This window comes from Cyclobacterium qasimii M12-11B (genome assembly GCF_000427295.1).
GTDB classification, from domain to species: domain Bacteria; phylum Bacteroidota; class Bacteroidia; order Cytophagales; family Cyclobacteriaceae; genus Cyclobacterium; species Cyclobacterium qasimii.
Genome location: NZ_ATNM01000114.1, coordinates 25,239 through 48,321, shown reverse-complemented (window position 1 = coordinate 48,321; position 23,083 = coordinate 25,239). Strand labels below are relative to the sequence as shown.

21 protein-coding genes are annotated in these 23,083 nt (G+C 39.4%); 3 read left to right on the top strand and 18 right to left on the bottom strand.

What is annotated here, in order from left to right; genetic code table 11:
* Positions 1 to 22: 22 nt before the first annotated feature.
* The 18 genes from ADICYQ_RS13600 to ADICYQ_RS27145 all read right to left on the bottom strand — a co-directional run bounded on the left by ADICYQ_RS13600 (position 23) and on the right by ADICYQ_RS27145 (position 19,226).
* On the bottom strand, positions 23 to 838 hold the full coding sequence (locus ADICYQ_RS13600) for an alpha/beta hydrolase (protein ID WP_020890343.1): 816 nt from the start codon (positions 836 to 838) through the stop codon (positions 23 to 25).
* Between the two features lie 138 nt (positions 839 to 976).
* Positions 977 to 1,519, bottom strand: a complete 543-nt coding sequence (locus tag ADICYQ_RS13595) for a DUF1697 domain-containing protein (RefSeq protein WP_020890342.1) — start codon at positions 1,517 to 1,519, stop codon at positions 977 to 979.
* A 37-nt stretch (positions 1,520 to 1,556) separates the two neighbouring features.
* Entirely contained in the window at positions 1,557 to 2,201 is a 645-nt protein-coding gene (locus tag ADICYQ_RS13590) for a YdeI/OmpD-associated family protein (protein ID WP_020890341.1), read from the bottom strand.
* A 45-nt stretch (positions 2,202 to 2,246) separates the two neighbouring features.
* Complete coding sequence (locus tag ADICYQ_RS13585; RefSeq protein ID WP_020890340.1) at positions 2,247 to 2,846, bottom strand: YdeI/OmpD-associated family protein; 600 nt, start codon at positions 2,844 to 2,846, stop codon at positions 2,247 to 2,249.
* Positions 2,847 to 3,027: 181 nt separating this feature from the next.
* Positions 3,028 to 4,425: an aldehyde dehydrogenase family protein gene (locus ADICYQ_RS13580; RefSeq protein WP_020890339.1), complete on the bottom strand. Its 1,398-nt coding sequence runs from the start codon at positions 4,423 to 4,425 to the stop codon at positions 3,028 to 3,030.
* A complete protein-coding gene (locus tag ADICYQ_RS13575) occupies positions 4,422 to 6,062 on the bottom strand; it encodes an acetolactate synthase large subunit (RefSeq protein WP_020890338.1) in 1,641 nt (546 codons plus the stop codon). Before ADICYQ_RS13575 ends, ADICYQ_RS13580 begins: the two co-directional genes overlap by 4 nt.
* Before the next feature lie 84 nt (positions 6,063 to 6,146).
* Positions 6,147 to 6,584, bottom strand: coding sequence for a nucleoside hydrolase (locus ADICYQ_RS28640; protein WP_020890337.1), 438 nt, complete (start codon positions 6,582 to 6,584; stop codon positions 6,147 to 6,149).
* A gap of 14 nt (positions 6,585 to 6,598) precedes the next feature.
* On the bottom strand, positions 6,599 to 7,111 hold the full coding sequence (locus ADICYQ_RS28635) for a nucleoside hydrolase (RefSeq protein ID WP_020890336.1): 513 nt from the start codon (positions 7,109 to 7,111) through the stop codon (positions 6,599 to 6,601).
* Positions 7,095 to 8,576: a high affinity choline transporter 1 gene (locus ADICYQ_RS13565; protein ID WP_262485373.1), complete on the bottom strand. Its 1,482-nt coding sequence runs from the start codon at positions 8,574 to 8,576 to the stop codon at positions 7,095 to 7,097. Before ADICYQ_RS13565 ends, ADICYQ_RS28635 begins: the two co-directional genes overlap by 17 nt.
* Positions 8,577 to 8,648: 72 nt before the next feature.
* A complete protein-coding gene (locus ADICYQ_RS13560; RefSeq protein ID WP_020890334.1) occupies positions 8,649 to 10,127 on the bottom strand; it encodes an aldehyde dehydrogenase family protein in 1,479 nt (492 codons plus the stop codon).
* Positions 10,124 to 11,794 carry a choline dehydrogenase gene (gene betA / locus ADICYQ_RS13555; RefSeq protein WP_020890333.1) on the bottom strand — a complete coding sequence of 557 codons (1,671 nt, stop codon included), beginning with the start codon at positions 11,792 to 11,794 and terminating at the stop codon, positions 10,124 to 10,126. Before betA ends, ADICYQ_RS13560 begins: the two co-directional genes overlap by 4 nt.
* A 93-nt stretch (positions 11,795 to 11,887) precedes the next feature.
* On the bottom strand, positions 11,888 to 13,015 hold the full coding sequence (locus tag ADICYQ_RS13550) for a PQQ-dependent sugar dehydrogenase (RefSeq protein WP_020890332.1): 1,128 nt from the start codon (positions 13,013 to 13,015) through the stop codon (positions 11,888 to 11,890).
* 86 nt (positions 13,016 to 13,101) lie between these two features.
* Positions 13,102 to 13,797, bottom strand: a complete 696-nt coding sequence (locus ADICYQ_RS28630) for a DEAD/DEAH box helicase family protein (protein ID WP_235114660.1) — start codon at positions 13,795 to 13,797, stop codon at positions 13,102 to 13,104.
* On the bottom strand, positions 13,682 to 15,544 hold the full coding sequence (locus tag ADICYQ_RS13545; RefSeq protein WP_020890330.1) for a DEAD/DEAH box helicase: 1,863 nt from the start codon (positions 15,542 to 15,544) through the stop codon (positions 13,682 to 13,684). The genes ADICYQ_RS28630 and ADICYQ_RS13545 overlap by 116 nt, the downstream gene beginning before the upstream one ends.
* A gap of 678 nt (positions 15,545 to 16,222) precedes the next feature.
* Positions 16,223 to 16,564 (bottom strand): zinc ribbon domain-containing protein YjdM, encoded by a 342-nt coding sequence (locus ADICYQ_RS13540; RefSeq protein WP_020890328.1) that lies wholly within the window; start codon positions 16,562 to 16,564, stop codon positions 16,223 to 16,225.
* 198 nt (positions 16,565 to 16,762) lie between these two features.
* Positions 16,763 to 17,869: a PepSY-associated TM helix domain-containing protein gene (locus ADICYQ_RS13535; protein WP_020890327.1), complete on the bottom strand. Its 1,107-nt coding sequence runs from the start codon at positions 17,867 to 17,869 to the stop codon at positions 16,763 to 16,765.
* 360 nt (positions 17,870 to 18,229) lie between these two features.
* The gene (locus ADICYQ_RS27150) at positions 18,230 to 18,760 is read right to left on the bottom strand and encodes a 3-keto-disaccharide hydrolase (RefSeq protein ID WP_020890325.1); all 531 of its coding nucleotides are present in this window, start codon (positions 18,758 to 18,760) and stop codon (positions 18,230 to 18,232) included.
* Positions 18,747 to 19,226 carry a hypothetical protein gene (locus tag ADICYQ_RS27145; protein ID WP_051160214.1) on the bottom strand — a complete coding sequence of 160 codons (480 nt, stop codon included), beginning with the start codon at positions 19,224 to 19,226 and terminating at the stop codon, positions 18,747 to 18,749. Before ADICYQ_RS27145 ends, ADICYQ_RS27150 begins: the two co-directional genes overlap by 14 nt.
* 330 nt (positions 19,227 to 19,556) lie before the next feature.
* On the opposite strand from ADICYQ_RS27145, the gene ADICYQ_RS13525 reads away from it, so the two are divergent.
* From ADICYQ_RS13525 to ADICYQ_RS13515, 3 genes are all read left to right on the top strand, one after another.
* Positions 19,557 to 20,885 (top strand): Gfo/Idh/MocA family protein, encoded by a 1,329-nt coding sequence (locus tag ADICYQ_RS13525; RefSeq protein WP_020890323.1) that lies wholly within the window; start codon positions 19,557 to 19,559, stop codon positions 20,883 to 20,885.
* A gap of 299 nt (positions 20,886 to 21,184) precedes the next feature.
* Positions 21,185 to 21,754: an RNA polymerase sigma factor gene (locus tag ADICYQ_RS13520; protein ID WP_020890322.1), complete on the top strand. Its 570-nt coding sequence runs from the start codon at positions 21,185 to 21,187 to the stop codon at positions 21,752 to 21,754.
* Positions 21,755 to 22,051: 297 nt separating this feature from the next.
* Entirely contained in the window at positions 22,052 to 23,032 is a 981-nt protein-coding gene (locus ADICYQ_RS13515) for a FecR family protein (RefSeq protein WP_040416266.1), read from the top strand.
* Positions 23,033 to 23,083: the final 51 nt, after the last annotated feature.

Here is a 23,083-nt window from a genome sequence, read left to right as displayed (position 1 = left end):
ATATTGGAGCTAATTCTTTCAACTATTTTTCCGAAATTCTTTTAATCTCGTTGATTAATAATGGAAAAGCTGGGTGGGTCATTCCATGCCCGTATCCATCCATTTCATAAAGCACAGTTTCTTTATGTCCCACTACTTTCATCATCCGCATTAAGTAGGCATTCTCTTCATATCGACCTAATAACTCAAGTTCACGGTCACCAGTGATGAGTAAAAGGGGAGGAGCATCCTTACGAACATGAAATAAAGGGGCATATTTATCAATGGTAGGTTGTTCTCCTGGGATCCCCTGTTCTCCACGCACCGTGAAATGCGTAATCGTGTGGCCGCTAAATGGTATCAATCCGGCAATATCATTTGCGTCAATTCCATGTGTTTTTAAATAAGATTTGTCCAAACCGATCATACTTGCCAAATACCCACCTGCAGAATGTCCAGAGACAAATATACGTGAGGGGTCGCCACCATAATCGGCTATGTTTTCAAAGGTCCAGGCAACCGCTGCTGCCGCATCCTTAATGTATTCGGGGGCTTTTACCTTTGGAGAAAATCTATAATTAACACCAATTATAGCTATACCTTTGTTTTTTAAGGCTTCAGGGATTTCTTTTTCACCATTTGTAATTCCTCCCCCATGAAACCATACTACTGTAGCAAAATTCTCAACGTCTTTTGGGTAGTAAATATCCAGAACACATCGTTCAGACAAGTAAGTATCTGTTTTTCTTAGTTCATTCTCATAGTAAGGGATATTTGTTACGGTTTCATAATTGGTTTCTTGTGCGTTTGTAAGTATTGCCGTAAAAGCAAAACATAGAACCAGTACAATTCTTTTCATGAGTTTAGTCGGTTAATTATTTGGGGAAATTATAAATGCTAGATTTTTCATTGATATGACAATTGAATTTCTAAATTACTTAAATTAATTAAGGAATTCGTTAGCAGTACGTTCATGCCCACTTTCATGGGTAAGGGCTTACTGGCTTAATTCACAAAGTTTTGCAACAGTTTTTAAATTTCTGGTTGTTGCACGGGTTTGTAGTTTTCCCTCGAAAAAATTATTTGTCAGTTTAGATTGATGGTATTTCCCATCACAATAAATGAAAATATCCTTTCCTTCAACTGCGAATTTGTCTGGATTAAAATCCAAGGCTTGAATTTTCTCTAGGTTTTCCTTTTCAGGTTCCTTGTTTAGGAATGTTATGTGAAGCTTGGAAATATCGGTATCAGCTTGTCCATAATAGGGGTTGTTTTTAAAAGTGTTGTTTAACTCTTGGGCAGTTCTCACAATAACCGGAACATCGAAGCCGAACTCACTTTTAATTGATTGCTCGATTAAATCGGCCATTTCGATTTCGGTAGTTTTATTTTCAGAAGTGAAGATGACATTTCCACTTTGAATATAGGTCAAGACCTCTTTATAGCCCAAATCTTCAAACAAGGATTTTAGGTCCGCCATTAAGATTTTCCTTTTCCCACCAACGTTTATTCCTCTTAAAATCGCAACTTTCTTCTCCATGGTTTTTTGTTATATTCTTAATTTAATCTGGATCGACTTATTTGTCCTGCATTCCTTTTCCATCCAGAATTTTGGGGCTGTATTTTTCTATTCGTGATACCCGGGTTTTTGATTGCTTTGGTTGTGAAAAATACAAAATATAGCCTCTCTGTCTTCCCGGAGTCAATGCATTGAAAGCCAGTTTAAAGTCAGGTTCCTCCATAAATTTCAACTTTAATTCTCCGGGTATGGTCTCCATGGCCGTTTTGTTCATTTCCACCTTTAATTCTGACTTTTCTACGGCTACTGCTTCAAAAATCCAAGTTCGAATTTGCTCCTCATTAACCAATATTTGTTCAATACCGGTGAACTTGATTAATCGTGCTGCTTGGGTGTTCTCTCCAGGTTTTTCAAGCATACTGTCTACATTCGTAAGCAGTGCACCTTTAAAAAAGCTTATTGTGCAATAGTCTTTCAGTGCACTCATTATCAAAATATTGCTTTCTGTTTTATTGCTTTCAGTCACAGGGATAGTATAACAAGGAACACCCCATTTTACCTGCTCTGTTAAGCCACAACTAAGGATGATTTTCCTTAAATATATCATCTCCTCCTTCCAGTTATTCACCTTACAGTCGGGAGTTGCCCCCAATGGACAACGACCACACCCATCTTTTAAATAATGGTCAACACCTAAGTTCATGGATTCCTTTTCGTTTTACTGATCTTATTTGTGGCAAATGGTTTTTTAATCATCCAAGCCTTTTCCATTAAGGATCTTGTCCCTGAATTTTTCTATTCTTGTGGATCGGGTCTTTGATTGCTTGGCCGATGAGAAGAACAATAGATATCCCCTTTGTCTTCCTGGGGTGAGCGATTTAAAGCCAGCTTGTAGATTTGGGTCTTTATCCAGTTCCTCCTGAAACTCAATCGGGATGGTATATTCGCTGGTTTTCTTCTTTGGTATTTTTAAACCTTCTTTCTCTACTGAGATGGCTTCTTTAATCAAGACTTTTAAGGCGGGAGTAAGCTTTAATACTTCCTCTTCATTCGTAAATCTTATTTGCCTTCCTGCCTGTACATTTTCAGTTTGCTGTACAAGGAGCTTGTCTGGGTCTTTTAAAATTGCGCCTTTGATAAATAAAACTGCACAATACTCTTTGAAAGCATGAATCAAAAGCACATTATTTTGCTTCTTTTCAGAGGTATTCGAGGGCATCGTATAGCAGGGAACACCCCATTTTAATTCCTCAGTCAGGGGAAATTCTAAAATGACCTTTCTTAACAGGGTCATTTCTGTTTGCCACTTTTTGCCCTTGGCGAAATAAAAATCCACATCAGTATTCATAGCAACAGCTGATTTATAATAAGTGTACTCTAAAATATCACAATATCCTTACGCATGCAAAAAATAATTTCGATTGACCTTTATTTTGCTCGAATATGCCTTTATTACTGATACTAGGTTGAAATAAAAAGGCTTTTCAAATCATTTGAAAAGCCTTTTTTACTAAAAGAATAAATATTGATTATGGTAAAAACTTACTTTTAAAGACCATTAGTTTTTCACGGGTCATCTCATGCATAGAGTAGGGGATTCCTCCCATACCTTCACCTGAAGCATCTCTTCCACCAAAAGGCATCCAATCTACTCTAAAGGCGGTATGGTCATTTACCATAACAGCAGTAGCATTTAATTTATGAACCGTATCTAAGGCGACGTCTAAATCCTTTGTGAAGACAGCAGCTTGAAAGTGAAATTCAAGGCTGTTGGCAAGTGCAATGGCTTCATCCCTATCATCATAGGCGTAAACACATACTACAGGGCCAAAAATTTCTAGTTTTGAGACCTTGGCATCATTTGATGGATTGAGCAATACCGTAGGTTCGTAACAAGTATCACTGATTTTTTTACCGCCACATAGCAACTCAGCACCACCGGAAACGGCTTCTTTCACCCATTCATCTACACGGTCTACTTCTCCGGTTTGGATCAGAGGTCCAACTTCTGTGTCCTTTGATAAAGGATCACCTACTTTTAATTTTTTAGCAGCTGCGGCGATGTCTTTTGCCAGTTTTTCTGCAATGGATCGATGGGCAAATACCTTTTGGACAGAAACGCATACTTGTCCTGCATGGTAAAAGCCACCCTTCACCAATAATGGTAACATGTCTTCCATTACAGCGTCTGCTTCTACGATCACAGGTGCCGCCCCTCCATGTTCCAATGCACACCTTGTTCCTGGCGCCATTTTGGATTTTAGCGACCATCCAACCTTGGCAGATCCAATAAAGGATAGGAAATTTATACGCTGATCACTTATTAATTTTTCGGAAAGTTCATTGCTACAATTAATGGTTTGAACCCATCCATTCGGTACACCAGCTTCTTCTAGTATTTCTACTAATGCCAGGCAGGAATAAGGCGTTTTACTGGCAGGTTTGACAATCACCGGACAACCTGCAGCGAAGGCTGTTATCACCTGATGAACAATCAAGTTCAAAGGGTGATTAAATGCAGACAAAGAAGCGACAACCCCAATCGGTTCACGAATGGTAAAGGCCAATCTGTTCACTGAAGATTCGGTAATTCCCATTGGAATTTGGCCGCCTTTCATATGAGAGATTTCTTCAGTGGCGATTTTCAACCCATTTATAGCTCTTTTAACTTCTACTTTGGAGTCTTGGTAAGGCTTTCCACCTTCTTGAGCAGCGGTATTGGTTAAGTCTTCTACCTTAGCTTCCATTAATTCCCTCGCTTTTTCTAATATAGCGATCCGCTTATGAGGTGGAATCCATTGATTTCTGTCCTGAAAAATTGAATGAGCGGTAACTATTTTTTGTTCCAACTCATCTGCATTGGCCATAGGTAATGTTCCTATTAGCGTATTGTCATAAGGTGAATATACTTTCAGTTGGTCATTCATAACTTCGAAATTTTTTCTTTCAACATTACATTTAAAATCGGGTGGTTTAAAGAGTAATCAACTTTTAGGTCAATCACGTGTACCCCCGGACTATTAAGCGCTTTATCTAGAATCTCTTGTAAATCTTTGTCACTTTCTGGGCGATGGCCATGGGCCCCATAACTATTGGCATATTGGACAAAGTCCGGATTCTTAAAATCTAACCCGAAATCCTTAAATCCCATGTCCTTTTGTTTCCATTTGATCATACCATAGGATTCATCATTGAGGATGATTACCACCATATTGAGTCCCAGACGAACAGCCGTTTCTAGTTCCTGCGAATTCATCATAAATCCTCCATCACCACAGATGGCAACGACCTTTTTGTCGGGGTTAAGCAATTTGACGCACATGGCTGATGGAAGTCCTGCTCCCATGGTTGCCAATGCATTGTCTAGCAAAAGGGTGTTGGGATGGTAGCAGGTGTAATTTCTTGCAAACCATATTTTATAAACGCCGTTGTCAAGCGTAATCACATCTTTTTCACCAAGTTTATTCCGCAATGAATTTACCAATCTTTGGGGTAGGGTAGGGAAGCGTTCGTCCTCAAAGTATTTTCCAAGATGTTCCGAAACTTCGGTTTTCACCTTTTTGTAGAAATTAAAATCCCAGCCTTTTGAAGGTTTTACTGCTTCGGATAATTTCTCCACAGAACTAGTGATATCACCGACCACATTGAGTTGTGGGAAATAGACCGGATCTACTTCTGCAGGAGAAAAATTGACGTGGATTACTTTCTTCCCACCTTGTTTCATGAAGAAAGGGGGTTTTTCAATTACGTCATGGCCTACATTAATGATAAGGTCAGATTCATCAATTGCCGCATGTACAAAATCATTGCTGGAAAGCGCAGCTGTACCGAGATATTGCGGATGTCTTTCGTCTATTACTCCTTTTCCCATTTGGGTAGTGAAAAAATAGATTCCCGTTTTATCAACGAACTCAGCTAGTGCCTTGCATATAACGGTTCTGTTGGCTCCGGCACCGATAAGCAATAATGGCATTTTAGCGTTTTGAATCATTTCTGCTGCGGCAAAAATCGCAGCATCATCCGGTTTTGGCGATAAATGACCAACTACCTCGAAAACATGGTCATCAACTTCTTCTCGGGCAATATCTTCAGGGAGTTCAAGGTGAACTGCTCCTGGTCGTTCTTCTGTTGCCAAACGAAAAGCTTCACGGATGTTAGAGGCGATAACGTTTCCATCTACGATTTGCTTGGTGTATTTGGTTATCGGTCTCATCATATCGACCACATCAATTATCTGAAAGCGCGCTTGCTTGCTTTTCTTAATGGGCTTTTGTCCCGTAATCATGAGCATTGGCATTGCACCCAATTGTGCGTAAGCTCCTGGAGTAAACAAGTTGGTAGCACCAGGACCTAATGTGGCCAAACATACGCCTGGTTTTCCTGTAAGCCTTCCATAAGTAGCCGCCATAAATCCGGCTCCCTGCTCATGTCTTGTTAAAATTAATTTTATTTTTGAGTGGTTTAAAGACTCTAGAATATCAAGGTTTTCCTCTCCTGGAAGGCCAAAAATATATTCTACACCTTCTTTTTCCAGTGCTTTTACAAATAAATCAGATGCTTTCATACAGTTTAGGTTTTGTTTTGGGGCTCAAATTCAAGATTAATAAAAGCGCTCTTGAAATAAACAATTCATAGAGCAGAGAGTGCATCAAAAACCAGGCCTATATATGCCGATCATTAATGCATCAATTATTTTCGCAATTTCAGAAGGAGGTAAAGATTCAATCAGGTATCGATGTAACCCTTCAGGATCTTCTTGCCAGGTATTGCTCCCATCTTTATTAACGAGCACGTTGCCTTTGGGGCTCATTTTCCAATATTCTTTTTCTGAAAGCGCAACAAGTATGGATGTCTGGTCCCAGCTTTGTCTTCCTGAGTAGTCATTAAATAATTTATAGGCAAGGCTAACAGGATGGTCAACACTTAATGCATTTTTAAGAAAATCAGCACCAGTGATGATGTCATTACCTATTTCCCAGCCAGAAAAAATCACTTCTCCTGGCCAGTTCTTTACTGAAACTTGAGTAGACACTGGGTCAGGACGGTAAAAATTGGCTTCTTTTCCTTTTGGGAATTGTCCACCCATACAGGACCAAAGTTTCACCTTTTTTTGATCAGCTCCTTGCCGTCCAATGGGCTAATGTCATCAGGCTTGGATTCCAATAAATTACGCACATTTGTCAAATGGCCAATACTTATGATAATCACACTATTGTCAGGAGAATTTGCAAGCAATCTCCGATACAGTTGAGTGGCATCCTCAGGCTGTCTACCTTCCTTTAGAGGATGTGGAAATGTTGTCGCCAATGTTTTCGTGTACTTTGAGAAACTCCTGAGAGCAACCCCTTTTTCAACGGCAATCGGTATATCAGGCCTACCGTAATAAGTGTTGATTGCTGCGGCACATGCAGCAGCATCTATGTCATCACTGGTGACTACCACACCTAAAATATTGATACGTTGATTATCCTCCAAGGTATGGAGCATTGCTAAAGCGCCGACATCATCTACGTCAGAATCTAAATCCGCATCGAGGATGATGGGTACCTGCGCTTTTAGTGGTATTGTAATAGCAAAATATAGAAGAATGAGTATTTTAATTCGATGAATCATTTATTAAAGTGGGTTTATCAATCTGATTTTTGTCAGGAAAAAGCAATGACACTATTGGAATAGTTATTAAACCGCAAACCATGGCGAATGTTCTAAATGGAAATTGAATTCCTGCAATAGGATCCTCCATCGGGTAAGGTAAGAAAGGAGAAATCCCAAAGATGGGTTCACCACCACCAAATCTTAATAACAAGCTAATGATTATCCCTGCAATGGCTCCATTTTTATTTGCCTTTTTAAAGTACAATGCCATCACCAATTGAGGGAATAATACGACATATACGAGATCGGCACAGAGGTACCATAGCTCGTATACACTTTGAAGTGTTAAGGCAAGCCAGGTAGAAATAATACCAATTACCAATATGGCCAATCTGATTGAGCCTTTGATTTGTTTGTCCGTGCAGGAAGGGTTGATCAATGTTCTGTAAAAATTCCAGGTAAACATTGAAGCGGCAGATAATATGGAAGAATCTACTGAAGACATAACAGCTGCCGCGACGGCACCTAATCCCAATGCCGCTACGATTGGAGGAGTCATTTCCAGCAATACATAGGGTAAGACCATGGTTGGCTCAGGGGCTACCCCTAAGGTAGATTGCGTCCAATCAAAACCAACACCTGCAACGCCAATAAGTATCGCAGGGATGGCCATTAAAGCACAACATATACCTCCCAAAATGGACAACCTGACCGCTGACCTATCCGAATTTGAAGACAAGACCCGCTGAAAATATACCTGCCAGGGAATTCCTCCCATGATCAAAAGCAATGCAAAATCCAGCCACACCCATATACTATTTCCCCATGCCGGATCATTTCCAGTAAAGGCGTTTAGACTTGGGAATAAGGTGAATCCGTTTGCTATCTGTTGGTCATAAATGGTCAATGCAGCATCTATCCCTCCGATTTTATCCAAAGCGAATGGAATAGAGATGCCCAAGCCTACTATTATAAAAATAAGTTGGACTACATCCGTATAAGCTACTGACCATAATCCTCCCATCATGGTATAGCCTATAGCGATACTTGCCGAAACCATAATGGATGTTTCCAGGTCCAATTCAAAAATGGTGGCGAAGGTTATGCCCAATGCAGCCAGGATAGCGGCACTCCAGAAAATCTCCCCTATTAGTGCAGGAATAAATAATATTGCAGCGGTTTTTTTGCCGTATTTATGTTCGAAAACATCGATGAAGGTGGTATACCCAAAACTTCGGATTTTTTTAGCAAAGAACAAGCCCCCCAATATTAAACTTAAGGCATAGCCCCAAGGAGCTTGCGCCCAGACTAGTCCTCTAGCACTATCATACACGGCTTCACTAGTACCTATGAGGTATCCACCACCTACCCATGTTGCGGTCATGGTGAAAATCCCGATCCAGGCGGGCATTCGGCGACCAGCTAGTAAAAGTCCTTGCGATGTTTGGTCGCCGGATTCTTTTTTACTGGCATAATATCCAATGTATAGAATAATTAAATAAAATATTACTGTTATGAGGATTCCTAAGGTCTTGGTATCGATGACTTTGGTGGTTTAATTTCCGAACCAGTTTAAAGGCGAGGGGTTGAAATTTTGATAAATATGTTTTACTTCTTGAAACTCTTCCAGTCCGGCATGGCCAAGCTCTCGGCCTTGGCCTGATTGTTTGTAGCCACCCCAAGGTGCTTGTACAAAATAGACATTGAAGTCATTGACCCAGATGGTTCCAAATCGAAGGGCTTTTGATACCCTGTCTATTCTTTGAGTATCACGGGTCCAGAAACCAGCTGATAAACCGTAAATGGTGTCATTTGCTTTTTTAATGGCTTCATCTTCCGTGTCGAATTTTTCTACATGTATTACAGGGCCAAACACTTCTTCTTTTACAATCGCCATATCGGCAGTGCAGCCAGTAAGCAATGTAGGCTCATAGAAGAAACCGTTTATTAATGCTGGGTCGGTAGGTTTCTTTCCTCCAACCACTAGTTCAGCACCTTCCTTAATGGCTTTTTGGACGTGATTTGTCACTTTATCCAATTGGGCCTGGGAAATTAGAGGACCCATTTGTGTATCCTTATCCATTCCGTTTCCGAGACGAATTTTACTTATCCTCTCTTCCAGATGTTTTACCACCTCGTCATGAATAGAGGAGGCCACCATTACTCTGGTGCCTGCAGAGCAAATTTGGCCTGCATGGAAAAATACACCATTCAATATAAAATCTATAGCGGTCTCCCAATCTCCATCTTCAAAAAGAATATGAGGGTTTTTACCCCCAAGTTCCAGCGCAACTTTTTTGACATTACCTGCAGCTGCTTGCATTATTTTTTTACCAGTAACTACTCCTCCTGTGAAAGAGACCATGTCCACCTCCCAGTTTTCGGCAAGCTCTGCGCCTATAGTTTGTCCCGGACCTAGAACAATATTGATGACCCCTTTGGGAAATCCTACTTCCTCTGCCAAACTGGCCCACAAAAGGGTAGTTAATGGCGTGAATTCACTTGGTTTAATCACCATGGTGCATCCAGCAGCAAGTGCAGGCGCTATTTTCCATGCCGCCTGAAGAAGGGGGTAGTTCCAGGGGCAAATCATGCCCACAACACCTATCGGTTCCTTTACCAATAGGCTTTTACTATCGGGATTTGGACTGGCGATGGTATCACCTTCATTTTTGTCAGCAAGCCCTCCATAATACCTAAATATTCCTGCTATATCCTCCATGTCCCAGAGGCTTTCAGCAAGGGTTTTTCCAGTATTTAAAGTTTCTAACGCTGCTAGTTCTTCTTTATTCTTCTCAATAAGGTCTCCTAAAGTATAGACCATCCTTCCTCGTTCAGTCGCAGAAAGATTTCGCCACGCTACAGATTCAAAAGCAGCTTTCGCACTTTTAATGGCATTTTGTGCGTCCTCTCTGTCGCCTTCAGCTACTGTAGCTAAAGGTTGATTGTCAAATGGGTTGTAAATGGTTCTGACTTCTTTTGAAATGGCATCTTGCCAGAAACCGTCTATATATAGTTTTGTAGTTTTGATCAATTGGAAGATTGGTTTTGTTCTTTTTCTGGAAGGTATTTGTAATAAGGGACATCTTGGGGAGCCTCAGGGCTATTTCCAAGAAGTATGTCGGCTGCTTTTTCGGCAATCATAAGGACTGGAGCATAGATATTGCCATTGGTAATATGAGGCATTACAGAAGCATCTACCACATATAGGTTGTCTACGCCATGGACTTTTAAATTGGCATCTACTACGGACATGTCATCATAGCCCATTTTGGCTGTGCAGCTAGGGTGATAGGCACTTTCGCCCTCTCTAGCGACAAAGTCAAGGATTTCCTCATCTGTTTCTACACTAGCGCCTGGGGACAATTCTTTTCCCCTTAACTCATCAAAAGCAGTTTGATTGATTAGCTTTCTTGTAACCCTGATTGCTTCTATCCACTCTTTCTTTTCCTGTTCGGTGGAAAGGTAGTTGAATTTTATGCTGGGATACATTCCCGGATCCGAAGATTTTATTTTTACATGGCCTTTGACATCCGTATTCATTGGGCCCACATGTAGTTGAAATCCATGGCCTTCATTTGGTGCAGAACCATCGTATCGAATGGCAATTGGTAAAAAGTGATACTGTAAATTAGGGTAAGCAACGGTATCATTTCCACGGATAAATCCTCCAGCCTCAAAATGATTGCTTGCGCCCACACCAGTTCCTTTAAACAGCCACTCAAGGCCTATTTTTGGTTGGTTATAAAATTTTAATGAAGGGTAAAGACTGACAGGTTTTTTAGCTGCCCATTGTACATACACTTCCAGGTGGTCTTGTAAATTCTCACCTACGCCTTTGAGGTCTGCTACTACAGGTATGCCTAATTTCTTTAGTTCAGTGGCATTGCCTATACCCGAAAGTTGTAGCACTTGTGGGGTATTAATGGCTCCACCACAACAAATAACTTTTCCGCCGTAAGCTTTTACATTTTTTCCGTTTTTAACATAATCCACCCCGATGGCAGTAGTGCCTTCAAACAAGATTTTGCTTACAGTTGACTTTAGGTGAATCGTTAAGTTTTTACGGTCTTTAATAGGGTGAACATAGGCCCTTGCAGCATTCCATCTTTTACCTTTATAGATGGTGGCATCAAACTTTCCAAATCCTTCTTGCTGATATCCGTTGACATCGTCTGTCAGTGGATATCCAGCTTCTTGAACAGATTCAAAAAAGGCTTTGAATAATGGGTTGTCACATTTAGGTGTGGTCAGGTATAGGGGACCTTTATCACCCCTGTAAGTGTCACCGCCAATAAGTCGGTTTTCAAGTCGTTTGAAATAAGGAAGACAATGGGAATAATCCCATTTTTCCAGCCCTTTTTCCTTGCCCCATTTTTCATAATCCATGGCATTTCCACGAATGAAAATCATTCCGTTGATGACACTTGAACCACCCAATACTTTTCCCCGGGGTTGAAATATCCTCCGATTGTTCATATGCGGTTCTGGCTCGGATTCGTAACCCCAATTGTAATAATTATTGGTTAGGGGGTAGGTAAGCGCTGCGGGCATATGAATTCGGAAATCCCAACCATGGTCAGGTCTTCCTGCTTCTAATACAAGCACTTTATTTGAAGGGTCTTTACTTAACCTATTGGCCAGTACGGAACCTGCAGAACCTCCACCAATTATTATAAAATCATATTTTTCTTCTGACATTCTGTAATGTTTGACAATTGATTTGTCATAAAAAGCAATTGCTGCTAAAAGTTAATTTTTAGCAGCAATTGCCATCTTTTGAGCAATTTGATTTTATTTTCCTTTTGGGACAATTTTGACTATCCCTTTACCGTCTATTCCGGCATAAATTATTCCGTCTGGGCCGAGTACGACATTTCTAATTCTGCCCAATCCATCAATAATTTTTTCTCTTTTAGTAACTTTATTGTTCTCTAAAGTAAGTTTTTCTAAATAACCAAATTTCAAAGATCCTGATAAAACATCACCTTCCCATTTAGGGTATTTACTTCCAGTTATAAAAGCTAAACCACTTGGTGCAATGGATGGTACCCAATAATACAATGGTTGTTCCATTCCTGGTTTAGAAGTTTCTTCACTTAACATTGTACCGTCATAATTAATACCGTAAGTGATTTCAGGCCAGCCAAAATTAGCTCCTTTCTTAACAATGTTGATTTCATCACCACCTCTAGGGCCGTGCTCATTTACCCATACAGCGCCTGTCTTAGGATGAATAGCCATACCTTGTGGGTTTCTGTGGCCATAAGAGTAAATTGCCTTTTTGGCATCTGACTGGTTGTAAAAAGGATTGTCTTCTGGTACTCTTCCATCATCGAAAAGTCGATAAACCTTTCCACCATCACGAGTGATGTCTTGTGGGTTTTCAAATTTCTCACCTCTTTCTCCTATGGAGAAATACAAGTAACCCTCTTTGTCAAAAGCGATTCTAGCCCCATAATGTTGGCCAGCTTCTGTATTGGGTGTTGCTTTATATAATCTTTCAAAATTAATCAATTCACTACCTTCTAATTGACCTCGGCCTATGGCCGTATGGGCTCCTTTTTCAGGTCCTCTTGATGAGGTGTAGGAAATGTAAACCCACTTATTGTTTTTAAAGTCAGGATGCAATGCAACATCAAGTAGTCCTCCTTGTCCTTTTGCCCAAATTTCAGGCAATCCTTTAATACTGGTTTTTTGTCCATTTTTGAAATGTACCAAATCACCAGATTTCTCTGTGATGAACATACTTCCATCAGGTAAAAAAGCCATTCCCCATGGGATCTTAAAGCCATCGACTACTGTTTCGATGTCATATGCTTTCCATTCAGGTTCTGTGACTTCCGGGCCATTGGGTGGTGTTTGACCCATACAGGTCATGTACGAACTGATCACCAAAAGGGTAAGTAATAATGATTTCATAAGGACTAAGTAAATAATGGAATAGGTTAGATTTATTTTGGTATTTAAAAGGCCAATTTAAATTTAAAAATGCTCCAAAACAAGTTTTAATCTAGCAGTTCAACTTGAAGTCTAAGGATTCGGTCGGTCAGATTTTCAGAGCTTATATTGTTTCGGCTTAGTCTATCCACCATTATGGGGAAGGCAAAAGGGCTGATTTTTTTTGTGTTTATAAGGTGGATCTCATGTTTGTTAATGCGTTCAATTACCTGATACAATCGATTTTTTTCCATTTGTAATTGGACTACTTCATTTCGGGCTTGTTCAAGTAACAAGTTGTCAGGATCGTAACTTTCAAATACACCATAAATAATCCCTGAACTAGCTTGTAGATGTCTTGTAGGGATACTCTTGCCTGGGTATCCTTGAAAAACCAAGCCAGCTATGGCCGCAATTTCTCTGAAACGCCTTTTACCCATTTCACTTTCATTAATACTTGCGAAGATGTCATCCATCAAATTTTCCCTTCGGAATAAGTCCTCTTCTAAATTCTCCTCAATAGGGATTGGGCTTTCTGAAAGCAATTCAAATCCATAATCATTCATGGTAATGCTGATGCTTATGGGATGGCTTACACTGATTCTGTAGGCGATTAAAGCAGCGAGTACCTCGTGAACAAATCTTCCTTCAAAAGGATAGAAAAACAGGTGATAGCCTTCTTTGCTTTGACATTTTTCGATCAGTAAGGAGTCTTGATCGGGTATTCTTGAAATGGTTTTTTGAAGTGCTAAAATGGGTAGAATGGTTTTCAATTCTATTGAGTCTAATTGGTCTGAGGCCGCTTTTTGTAACTCTTGCCGTATCATTTCCGCAAGTCTTGAAGACAATGGCATTCTTCCACCCATCCATCTGGGAATCGTTCCTTTTTCTTTTTGACAGTCGTACCAGGGCTTTCATTTCCTTTATTTTAAGGAATTCAAGATTTCGTCCTGCAAACCAAAAAGAGTCACCGGGCTTTAGTTTGGTAATAAAGCTCTCCTCCACTGAACCTATATAGCCACCTGTAATGAACTTTACCTGGATCATCGGGTCACTTACAATCGTGCCAATCGAGAGCCTGTGACGCATTGCTATTTTTCTATCAGTTACCCGATAAAGCCCTTCTTCTGACAGGTTTACTTTTGAAAATTCCGCATAGCTTCCCAATGCCTTTCCTCCAACAGTTATGAAAGCTAACATCCAATCATATTGTTCTCTTGTAAGGTTGCGATAGGCAAAGCAGCTTTTTATAATTAGGTAGGCCTTTTCTGATACAAACCCATCACCTAATGCAAGTGTGACCATAAACTGGACGCCTACATCATAGCATGCTTCCATAGGGATTTGGTCTTCAAATTCTCCCTGGCTTATGGCTTTTCTCAAGGCACTGGCTTCTATCAATTCCAAAGAATGGGTAGGGACAAAGAAAATTTTGCTGGTAGCTCCGGGGGAATGACCAGAACGTCCTGCCCGCTGAACAAATCTGGTGACGCCTTTTGGTCCTCCGACCTGAATAATTGTGTCTACAGGTCTGAAATCTACACCAAGGTCTAAACTACTAGTACAGACAACAAGCTTTAATTTTTTCTCATGAAGTGCACTTTCCACCCATTCCCGCACCTTAGGATCTAAAGATCCATGATGCATGGCCATTATTCCTGCCCAGTCTGGCTTGGCTTCTAATATTTTTTGGTACCAGATTTCCGTTTGGGATCGTGTATTTGTAAAGAGCAATACGGTTTGGCTGTTTTCTATTATTGGAATAATTTTAGGCAATAGCTTAACGCCCAAATGCCCTGCCCATGGATATTTTTCAACTTCATCAGGTAAAACAGAAGTTACCTTTATCTTCTTCTTAAGCTTGCTTTTTATGATTAGTAAAGGAGTCTGAGGGCCTAACAGCACTGTGTGTGCCTGGGACAGGTTGCCTATGGTGGCAGATATTCCCCATACTTTAAGTGGTGTATTTACAACGGTCCTCAAATAACTTATGGCAAGCTGCACTTGAACCCCTCGCTTGTTGGCCAATAATTCATGCCATTCGTCAACAATAATTGCTTTAAGATTTTGAAATAAATCTTTACTACCTTTTTGAGCGATGAGTAAATGGAGGCTTTCAGGTGTCGTAATCAGACACTCGGGCATGGCTCTTTTTTGTTGTTGCCTTTGGGCGGTAGAGGTGTCTCCATTTCGTACAGCAACCCTCCATGGCAAGCCAGTTTCCTGACAGACTTCTTTCATGGCTTGGCTGAGGTCTTGGGCAAGTGCTCGGAGCGGTGTTATCCAAATTACTTGTAAGCCATTCTTTCTAGGCTTTGTCCAGCTGTCTGGGTATTGGTTTACATATTCATTTAAAATAGGCATCCAGAGGGCCATTGTTTTGCCACTGCCTGTAGGGGCATTTAATAAGCCACTTTTTCCTGCGCTGTAATTTTTGAGACAAGCTTTTTGAAAATCATGTGGCGTTCTTTCTTTCAGGGAATACCAATCCTTTACCCAGTCTTTTTTCATATCTCCTAACTCCTATAAAGTGCGGTACTTCTCTTATAAATCAAAAGGGACTTAACCTGAAACAAGCAATATTTGTTGTATGCCATAGATAAGGGTGCTATAAATTATTATCAGTACACAGCCACACTTGAATATACTCAGGTCTTCTTAAAACCAATTACCGTTAGCTATATGAAAAACACCAATTAAGATCAATTGTTTTGTTCTAATATGGCCGGGTAACAAAAGGCATAACAAGAATTATCCCAAAAGCTTTGTCAGTAAGAAAATTCTTAGAAGAACGCTTAAGTTATGGACTGATTTAACTGTAATAATAGCCTTAAACGGATGCTATTCCTTTGCAGCAAAATTAAATTATGCCCTTGCTTAGTTATAGCTGAAAAACATTTCCTCCCGTTTTAAATTTTAGGAAGTGTACTTTAATGCGATTTAGGCTTTTTCTGTCCTGAAAAAATAAGGGCTTGAGATTGAAATATTAAAAAAATGATAGTATCCCTAACGCTACAAGTATCCTGAGGTTGAAACTTGTTGGGGCAAAATGCTTAGACCAATGGCACAAATCCAATTGTAAATCTTGATACAAGACGCTTCTTAAACTAAAAGGCCTTCATGAGATTAATCAAATAGAATTTGTGCCATATTATTGGTTCAAGTCATTTTGAGTGGTATTAAAAGGGTTTACCCTTTCTTTACAAATTCAGACTTTAAAGCCATGGACCCAAAACCTGCAATTTTACAGTCTATATTATGATCACCGTCCGTTAGACGAATGTTTTTAACTTTAGTCCCCGCTTTTATTGGTTGAGGATACCCTTTAACTGGTAAATTTTTCAATACTATAACAGAATCACCATTCACTAAGGCATTTCCATTTGCATCTTTTACCTCTATTCCGGAGTCCTCAGAAACTGTTTCTTCGGGGTTCCATTCATAGGCGCATTCTGGACAGGTTAATAAAGGGCCTCCTGTGGAATAGGCAAATGTTGATTGACATTTTGGACAAGGTGGGAATTGTGACATATTTTTGAGATTAATATTTTCTGCAAATAAGGCAAAAAAATTCAATTTTTCGATGTCATTATTATGAAATCATTCAATTTAGGGCTAATTTTTATCATTAATAGCAATATTTAGAAGGATCAGCAGGTACTTAGATCTTAGCTCGATTGGACGCGACTATTCAGAAGGTTTGATTGTTAGTATATAGTGATCAGTTACTTAAATGGTTTTTTGGCCATTCTTATTTTTGCTTAGCCAGAATATAAAGCCAGTAATGGGTAGTGAAGCGCCAATAAGGGATGCTAAAAACACAAGAATTCTTCCGGGAAGTCCCATTATTCCACCCAAATGAATGTCATAAACCATTCCGTTTATTAAATTAAATGTACTTCTTTCATTAGATAATCCATTTAAAAATTCACCCTGAATGGGTTCACCGCTATATCGATCATGATAAAAATGATCGACGGCATTTATTCCTTTATTGGGATCAATGACTGAAAGATGGATGGCTTCATCTTTACGATGTGGGATACCAATCCTTACCTGGGAATTTGAAAATTCAGAATGGTATTTTTTAATCAGGCTGTTTAGAATTTCGTTGGAATCTGAAGTTTGATTGGTAGTTGAAATCTTAGAAGTAGGGGTTTCGTAGCTTATTTCATTTTCCCCACTAATTTCTTTGCTTATATCTTTAACAATCTCAAAACCCCAAAAAAGCCCTGTGACAACACTGAAAATAAGAATCCATGTGGCATAGAAGCCCAGGATATTGTGTAGGTCATAATTCAACTTCTTTGGAGAAACGGACCATTTAATGTAAAATTTCTCTTTTTTTGGCCAGCCTCGAATTGGCCACCACAATACCAGTCCGGAAATTAGCATTGGCAGTGCCAATAAAGTCACCCAGTGAACGATTTCTCTGCCAATGTCGCCAAGTAAAAGATTGCGATGTAAGTTTTTCAAATGGTTGAGCCATCCTTGTTTCATGTCTTGTAAATGAATGAGCTCAGCTGTATAGGGATTGATTTGGGCCAGGTAATAAGTTCCTGGTACATATAATAATACTTCAATGCTACTTTCTTGATCGCGGTATAGTGCAGTACGGAAATCGCCTTCAGGGAAGGCTTGTTTCATAGTATTTATTAATGCTGTTACAGGAACAAAAGGTTTGGATTGCTTCTCCACTTCATGCTGATAGATAATCCGACTAACTTCAGGTTCCCAGGTATATAAAGCTCCGGATAGTGCTACAACAGAGAATAGAATTCCAGTACCCAAGCCAATTATCAGGTGTATTTTGGCAAGGATTTTTCTAATGGACATCAGGAAATAAAATTTAATGTGATTGGAGTGATTAATTTTGACCCGAGAGATCCTATGACCGCTTTATCATGTGGTGGAATTGATTTATAGCTACTTATCAGGACTAGAAGGACGAGGCCATTGATAGAGTCCGAGTTTAAAGCCTTGAATTTAAATATTATTTTAATAAAATCTATTTACACATGGCTTTTCTTTCGATTAAGCGTAGAATCTCAAAATCACGGTGTAGCAATTTTAGTTTGATGAAAAGCATTTTACAATAGCACAACCCTCAAACCCTGATTAAATACAAAAACCACAGGAAAAAGCCTGTGGTTTTTATTGCATTTTCCACCTTGGAAATAGAACGATTAAGGCTGTTTATTTTACAGGGGTCAATACGATATTGCGATAGCTTACATTCCCATGATCACCTTGCAAATAGATAGGGCCTGAAGATAAAACATCTGCACTCATGGCGCCACCAGTTGGTCCCCATGCGGGTTGGTTGTCAATGATTTTTTTACCGTTTAGGATCACCGTTACGTGACGATCTACTAAGGTAATGTCCATTGTTTGCCATTCACCCGCTGGTTTTTCTGCAGCCTGGCTGGGTTCAATACGGCTGTACAAAGCGCCCATATTGTGCGAATCCAGGTCATTTCCATAAGAGTCTACCACCTGAATTTCATAAATTCCTCTTAGATAGACACCACTGTTATTTCCCTTAGGTACATTTACTTCTAGCTTAAGGTTAAAATCTTCAAATTCCTGATTGGTGCGGATATTTCCATAAGAGATGTGTTTACCATTTTCAGGCTGTACTGGGTCATTTACCAAGATTCCATTTACCACTTTAAAACCATTTTTTGTTTGGGATTCATCAATTCCCAGCCATCTAAGTTTTTTCATTGAACAATGCTATGGATTTGCCATAAGTCACTTTTGAAAGATCTGGTTTAGCTGGCATTGTTGGCATGAGGAAACCAGTGAAATTTGCCACATATTCCCCATCTCTTCGAGGGCCTGACATGGTTCCTTTTAAGGTGTTTCCAGTCTTTACAATTCTAAGGGTATTGGTTATGGTATGGCTTCGTTCATCGCTTTTCTTTGAAATATTGGTTCTAGTGACCACGAGTGTGTTTTCATCTGCCAGATAAACATTTGAAACAGGCAAAACACTTCCTCCTATCCAAAGCAGTTCAGCATCTAGAAAGCCCTGGTCTTCATTAACGTGAAGCCAACCGACACCTCCGCCTTCAACCTCCAGGCCCCACATGCCTAAAAATGGGTTGGCCATTTGGTTCTTTGAAAGGCTGCTGCCAAAGCTACTAATGGCAATAAAGAGAAATAGGAGAGCACTTGTAATATGTTTCATCTTGGGTTGTTTTTGAGTTGTTACTTAAGGTTTAATCCCAAAAAGGAGACTAAATATTGAATGTAAAAAAATATTTCTATTCTTAGACTTTTTTCCAGAATTAAAATTTTGTTATCCTGGTAGGTAAAATTGCTTTATTATTTAAAATTATGATTTTTCCCTTAAAAACAATTCTTTAATAATAACCTGTTTTTTTATATACTAAACGCTTGTCAAGATAGAAATACTTAATTTATACGTTCGTTATTCAGTTAAAACCATTGCTTAAATAATAAATTTTGGCATTAATTCCATATAATATTTATATTCAATTTATAAACCCTGAATACTATGAAGCAATCCAGAAGAGCTTTTCTCAAAAACAGTACTTTAACAGTAGCAGGAATGGGGCTTATTCACCCAAATTCTTTTGCCACTCCTAAATTTTCTGCAAACGATAAGATTAATATTGGCTTGATTGGCGCAAAAAATAAGGGCTTTAATATTTTAAGTCACCTAATGAAAACCGGTCAGGTAAACTGCTTGGGGATTTGTGATGTGGATAAAAATATTCTAGAAAACAGGATAGCAGATGTAAGGAAAGAATTCGGACAGATCCCGAAAGGATACGGAGATTTTAGAAAATTGCTTGAAAACGATGAAATAGATGCTGTTATCATTGGTACGCCAGACCATTGGCATTGCTTGATGATGGTGTATGCATGCCAAGCAGGAAAAGATGTATATGTTGAAAAACCCCTGGCCAACAGTATTGCGGAGTGTAATGTAATGGTTGATGCAGCCAATAAATACAATAGCGTGGTGCAGGTTGGTCAACAGCAACGGAGTGGAGAAGTATGGAACAGTGCCATGCAACACATTCATGCTGGAGGCATTGGGGAAATTAAGAAAGTGAATGTTTGGGCGAATTTCCCATATGGAATGGGGTCGGGGAAAGTACCTGATCAGCCAGTTCCAGAAGAGTTGGATTATGCGTTTTGGCAGGGACCTGCAGCAAAAAGAGCCTATAATCCCAGCCATGTGCATGGTAGCTGGCGGCATTTCTGGGATTATGGAGGAGGCTTAATGACAGATTGGGGCGTTCATTTGTTGGACATGGCACTGTGGGCTAAGAATATTTCCCATGAACCTAGAACTGTACTCGCTTCCGGTGCCAATTATAATATGGATGCTTATAGCCGGGAAACTTATGAGGTAATGGATGTTAATTATCCCATGGATGATTACATGATCCATTGGTCACATACTGCCGGAATACAGACAGGCCCATATGACAAAGCCTATGGGGTAGAATTCATAGGGGACAATGGCGTTATTTTGGCGGATAGAGGTGATTGGAGTATCCGGCAAGGAGATAAAGGTGAAAGTGAGCAGGCGACAAAAACAGCCAAGGAAGGTTTTAATTTTGGAGGGAAAAGTGACATGGAAATCCATGTGCTGGATTTTTTACATTGTATAAGAAATAGAAATGCAACCAAATGCACAGTTGAAATGGGGAGAAACGTTGCCCTATATGCCCATATGGGAAATATTGCTGTTAGGTCTGGTACCCACATGCTTGATTGGAATGAAGTCGCAGGCAGTTTTGATGGAAATAAAGCAGCGAATCAATTCATCATTCCTAATTACGATGGGCCATGGGAATTACCTAAAATTTAGAATAATTCGTTTTTAAGCTATCCTATTGAAGGATAAAGCTGTTTGTAGTCAAATAGTATTATTTCAGGATCCACTCTTAGTACAATTTATAGCCTCATCTATCACTTGGATTGATGTATAATTGGTTTCTTTAGGTGCTATAATCGCAATGCCTATTTCATGTTAAACCACTCTGATTCAATACAGATTTTAAATCTGGATAAATAAATAGGGGCTTAATCATGCCTTCTATAAATCTTTGTTTGGAATGTGCCTTTTATTCTTTTAATTAGCGTATCACTTGTAGTGAAAACCCAAAATTGACTAGTATAATAACCCATAATGACCAAGAACTGCTAAAGTTGATTGGAGAACGTCAAAACCATCAGGCCTTTGAAGTGCTCTATCAGCGTCATTTTGACGCTGTTTTTCGATATGTATTCAAGGTGATGCAAGACAGAGAGACTGCAGAAGATGTTGTTCAAAACATCTTTATTTCGTTATGGAAAAAACCACCAAGCTTGAATCATCCTACCTTGCTTCCTTATCTTTTTGGCGCTGCAAGGAATCAGATAGCGAAAGAAATTCGAAAAAATAAATGGAATAAAGAGCAGTTGGATTTTATTGAAAACACAAAGGGTATTTGTTCTACTGATGAATATCTTGAAGAAAGGGATACACGTAAGCTGCTGGAAAGTGGGATTCAAAAATTGCCACAAAAATGCAGAAATGTTTTTAAGCTTAGCAGATTTAGTTATTTAAGTAACAAGCAGATTTCTGAAAAATTAGGGATTTCTGTTTTCACGGTTGAAAATCACATCAAAAAAGCCTTGTACCTTCTAAGGCAATCCATAGAGTTCATCGTAATTTGCCTGGTCAGTTGGTATTGAGTTAACGCTCCTTTCTTTATCTATTAACCTGATTTCGATTGATAAACCTTTCAGAAAGGCGATGTTGATTTGGTTAACGAACTACTCCATTTTTCAGAAACACAGAAGAAGCCATTCAGTTAAAACACCATTTGAATGAGGCATAGGGGAATTGTTTCACGAAGGCCCTATTATCAAATTCTAGTAGCTTAATATTCCTGTTGGATCCCTTATTTAATCCAAACGCTGCACTTAATATATACTAAACGAAAAATTATTGATTTTTTTTCACTTCCGACTAGCTGATCCTTCGGTATTATGGTACTTCCCTATATAACCCTTTGGAGTTTTATGCAATTGAAGCAATTAATTAAGTGGGCAAAAAGGTACAGGTCTGGGAAATTAGACCCCAAAAGGAATGGGCAATTTGATTCAATATTGGATGAATTGGCACATTTGGGTAAAACTCCTTCTCAAGATGGAATGAGTGCAGCAAAATCAAATGTGTGGAAAAAAATAGAAGTCGCAGGAAGACGAAATTCAACTGGGAGGAGTGTATTCCTGCTGGTTAGAAAATTTGCTGCTGTACTTTTCTTCTTTGCTTTGGTAGGTTTGGCTGTATGGGAAATGTCAAGTCAACCAGCTGAAATCCCGATGTTGGTGAAAAGGACCGAGCAGGGAATGCGGTCAACAGTTACACTTTCAGATGGTAGTAAGGTACGTTTGAATGAAAATAGTAGCCTTGAATTCCCCGAGGCTTTTGCTGAAGAGATGCGCATTGTGCATTTGAAAGGAGAAGCTTTTTTTGATATCAAGCCAAATCCAAAGAAACCCTTTAAAGTGGTTACCGGCACCTCTGAGATTACTGTTTTAGGAACCTCCTTTAATGTGAATACCCATCATCAACCTGAAATTACTGTAACAAGTGGTAAGGTCAAAGTTGCCAATTTGAAATCCAATGAAGGCGTGGAATTAAACCCAGGACAACAGGCAATTATAAATACGGGTCAAATACAGGTGAAGGAGGTGAATCCAGATTTCTTTATTGGTTGGCATACTAGAAAATTGATATTTGAAGAAGAGAAAGTCGCTTCTGTTTTCTCAATTTTGGAGCGTGCCTATGGAGTCAATATTGATGTGGAAATGCCACAAAAAGAGATTGAATGTGTCATTACTGGTGCTTACAGCGGAGAGCGAATAGAAACGATCTTGTTGGGGCTTCGGCACATATTGGATTTTGAATACGAAACGGATATAAGTACCAAAACAATAACAATAGATCTTAAAAATTGTAAATAAATCTTAAAAGCCTATGTAATAATCAGCGAATAAGAAAAGGATCCAGCAACT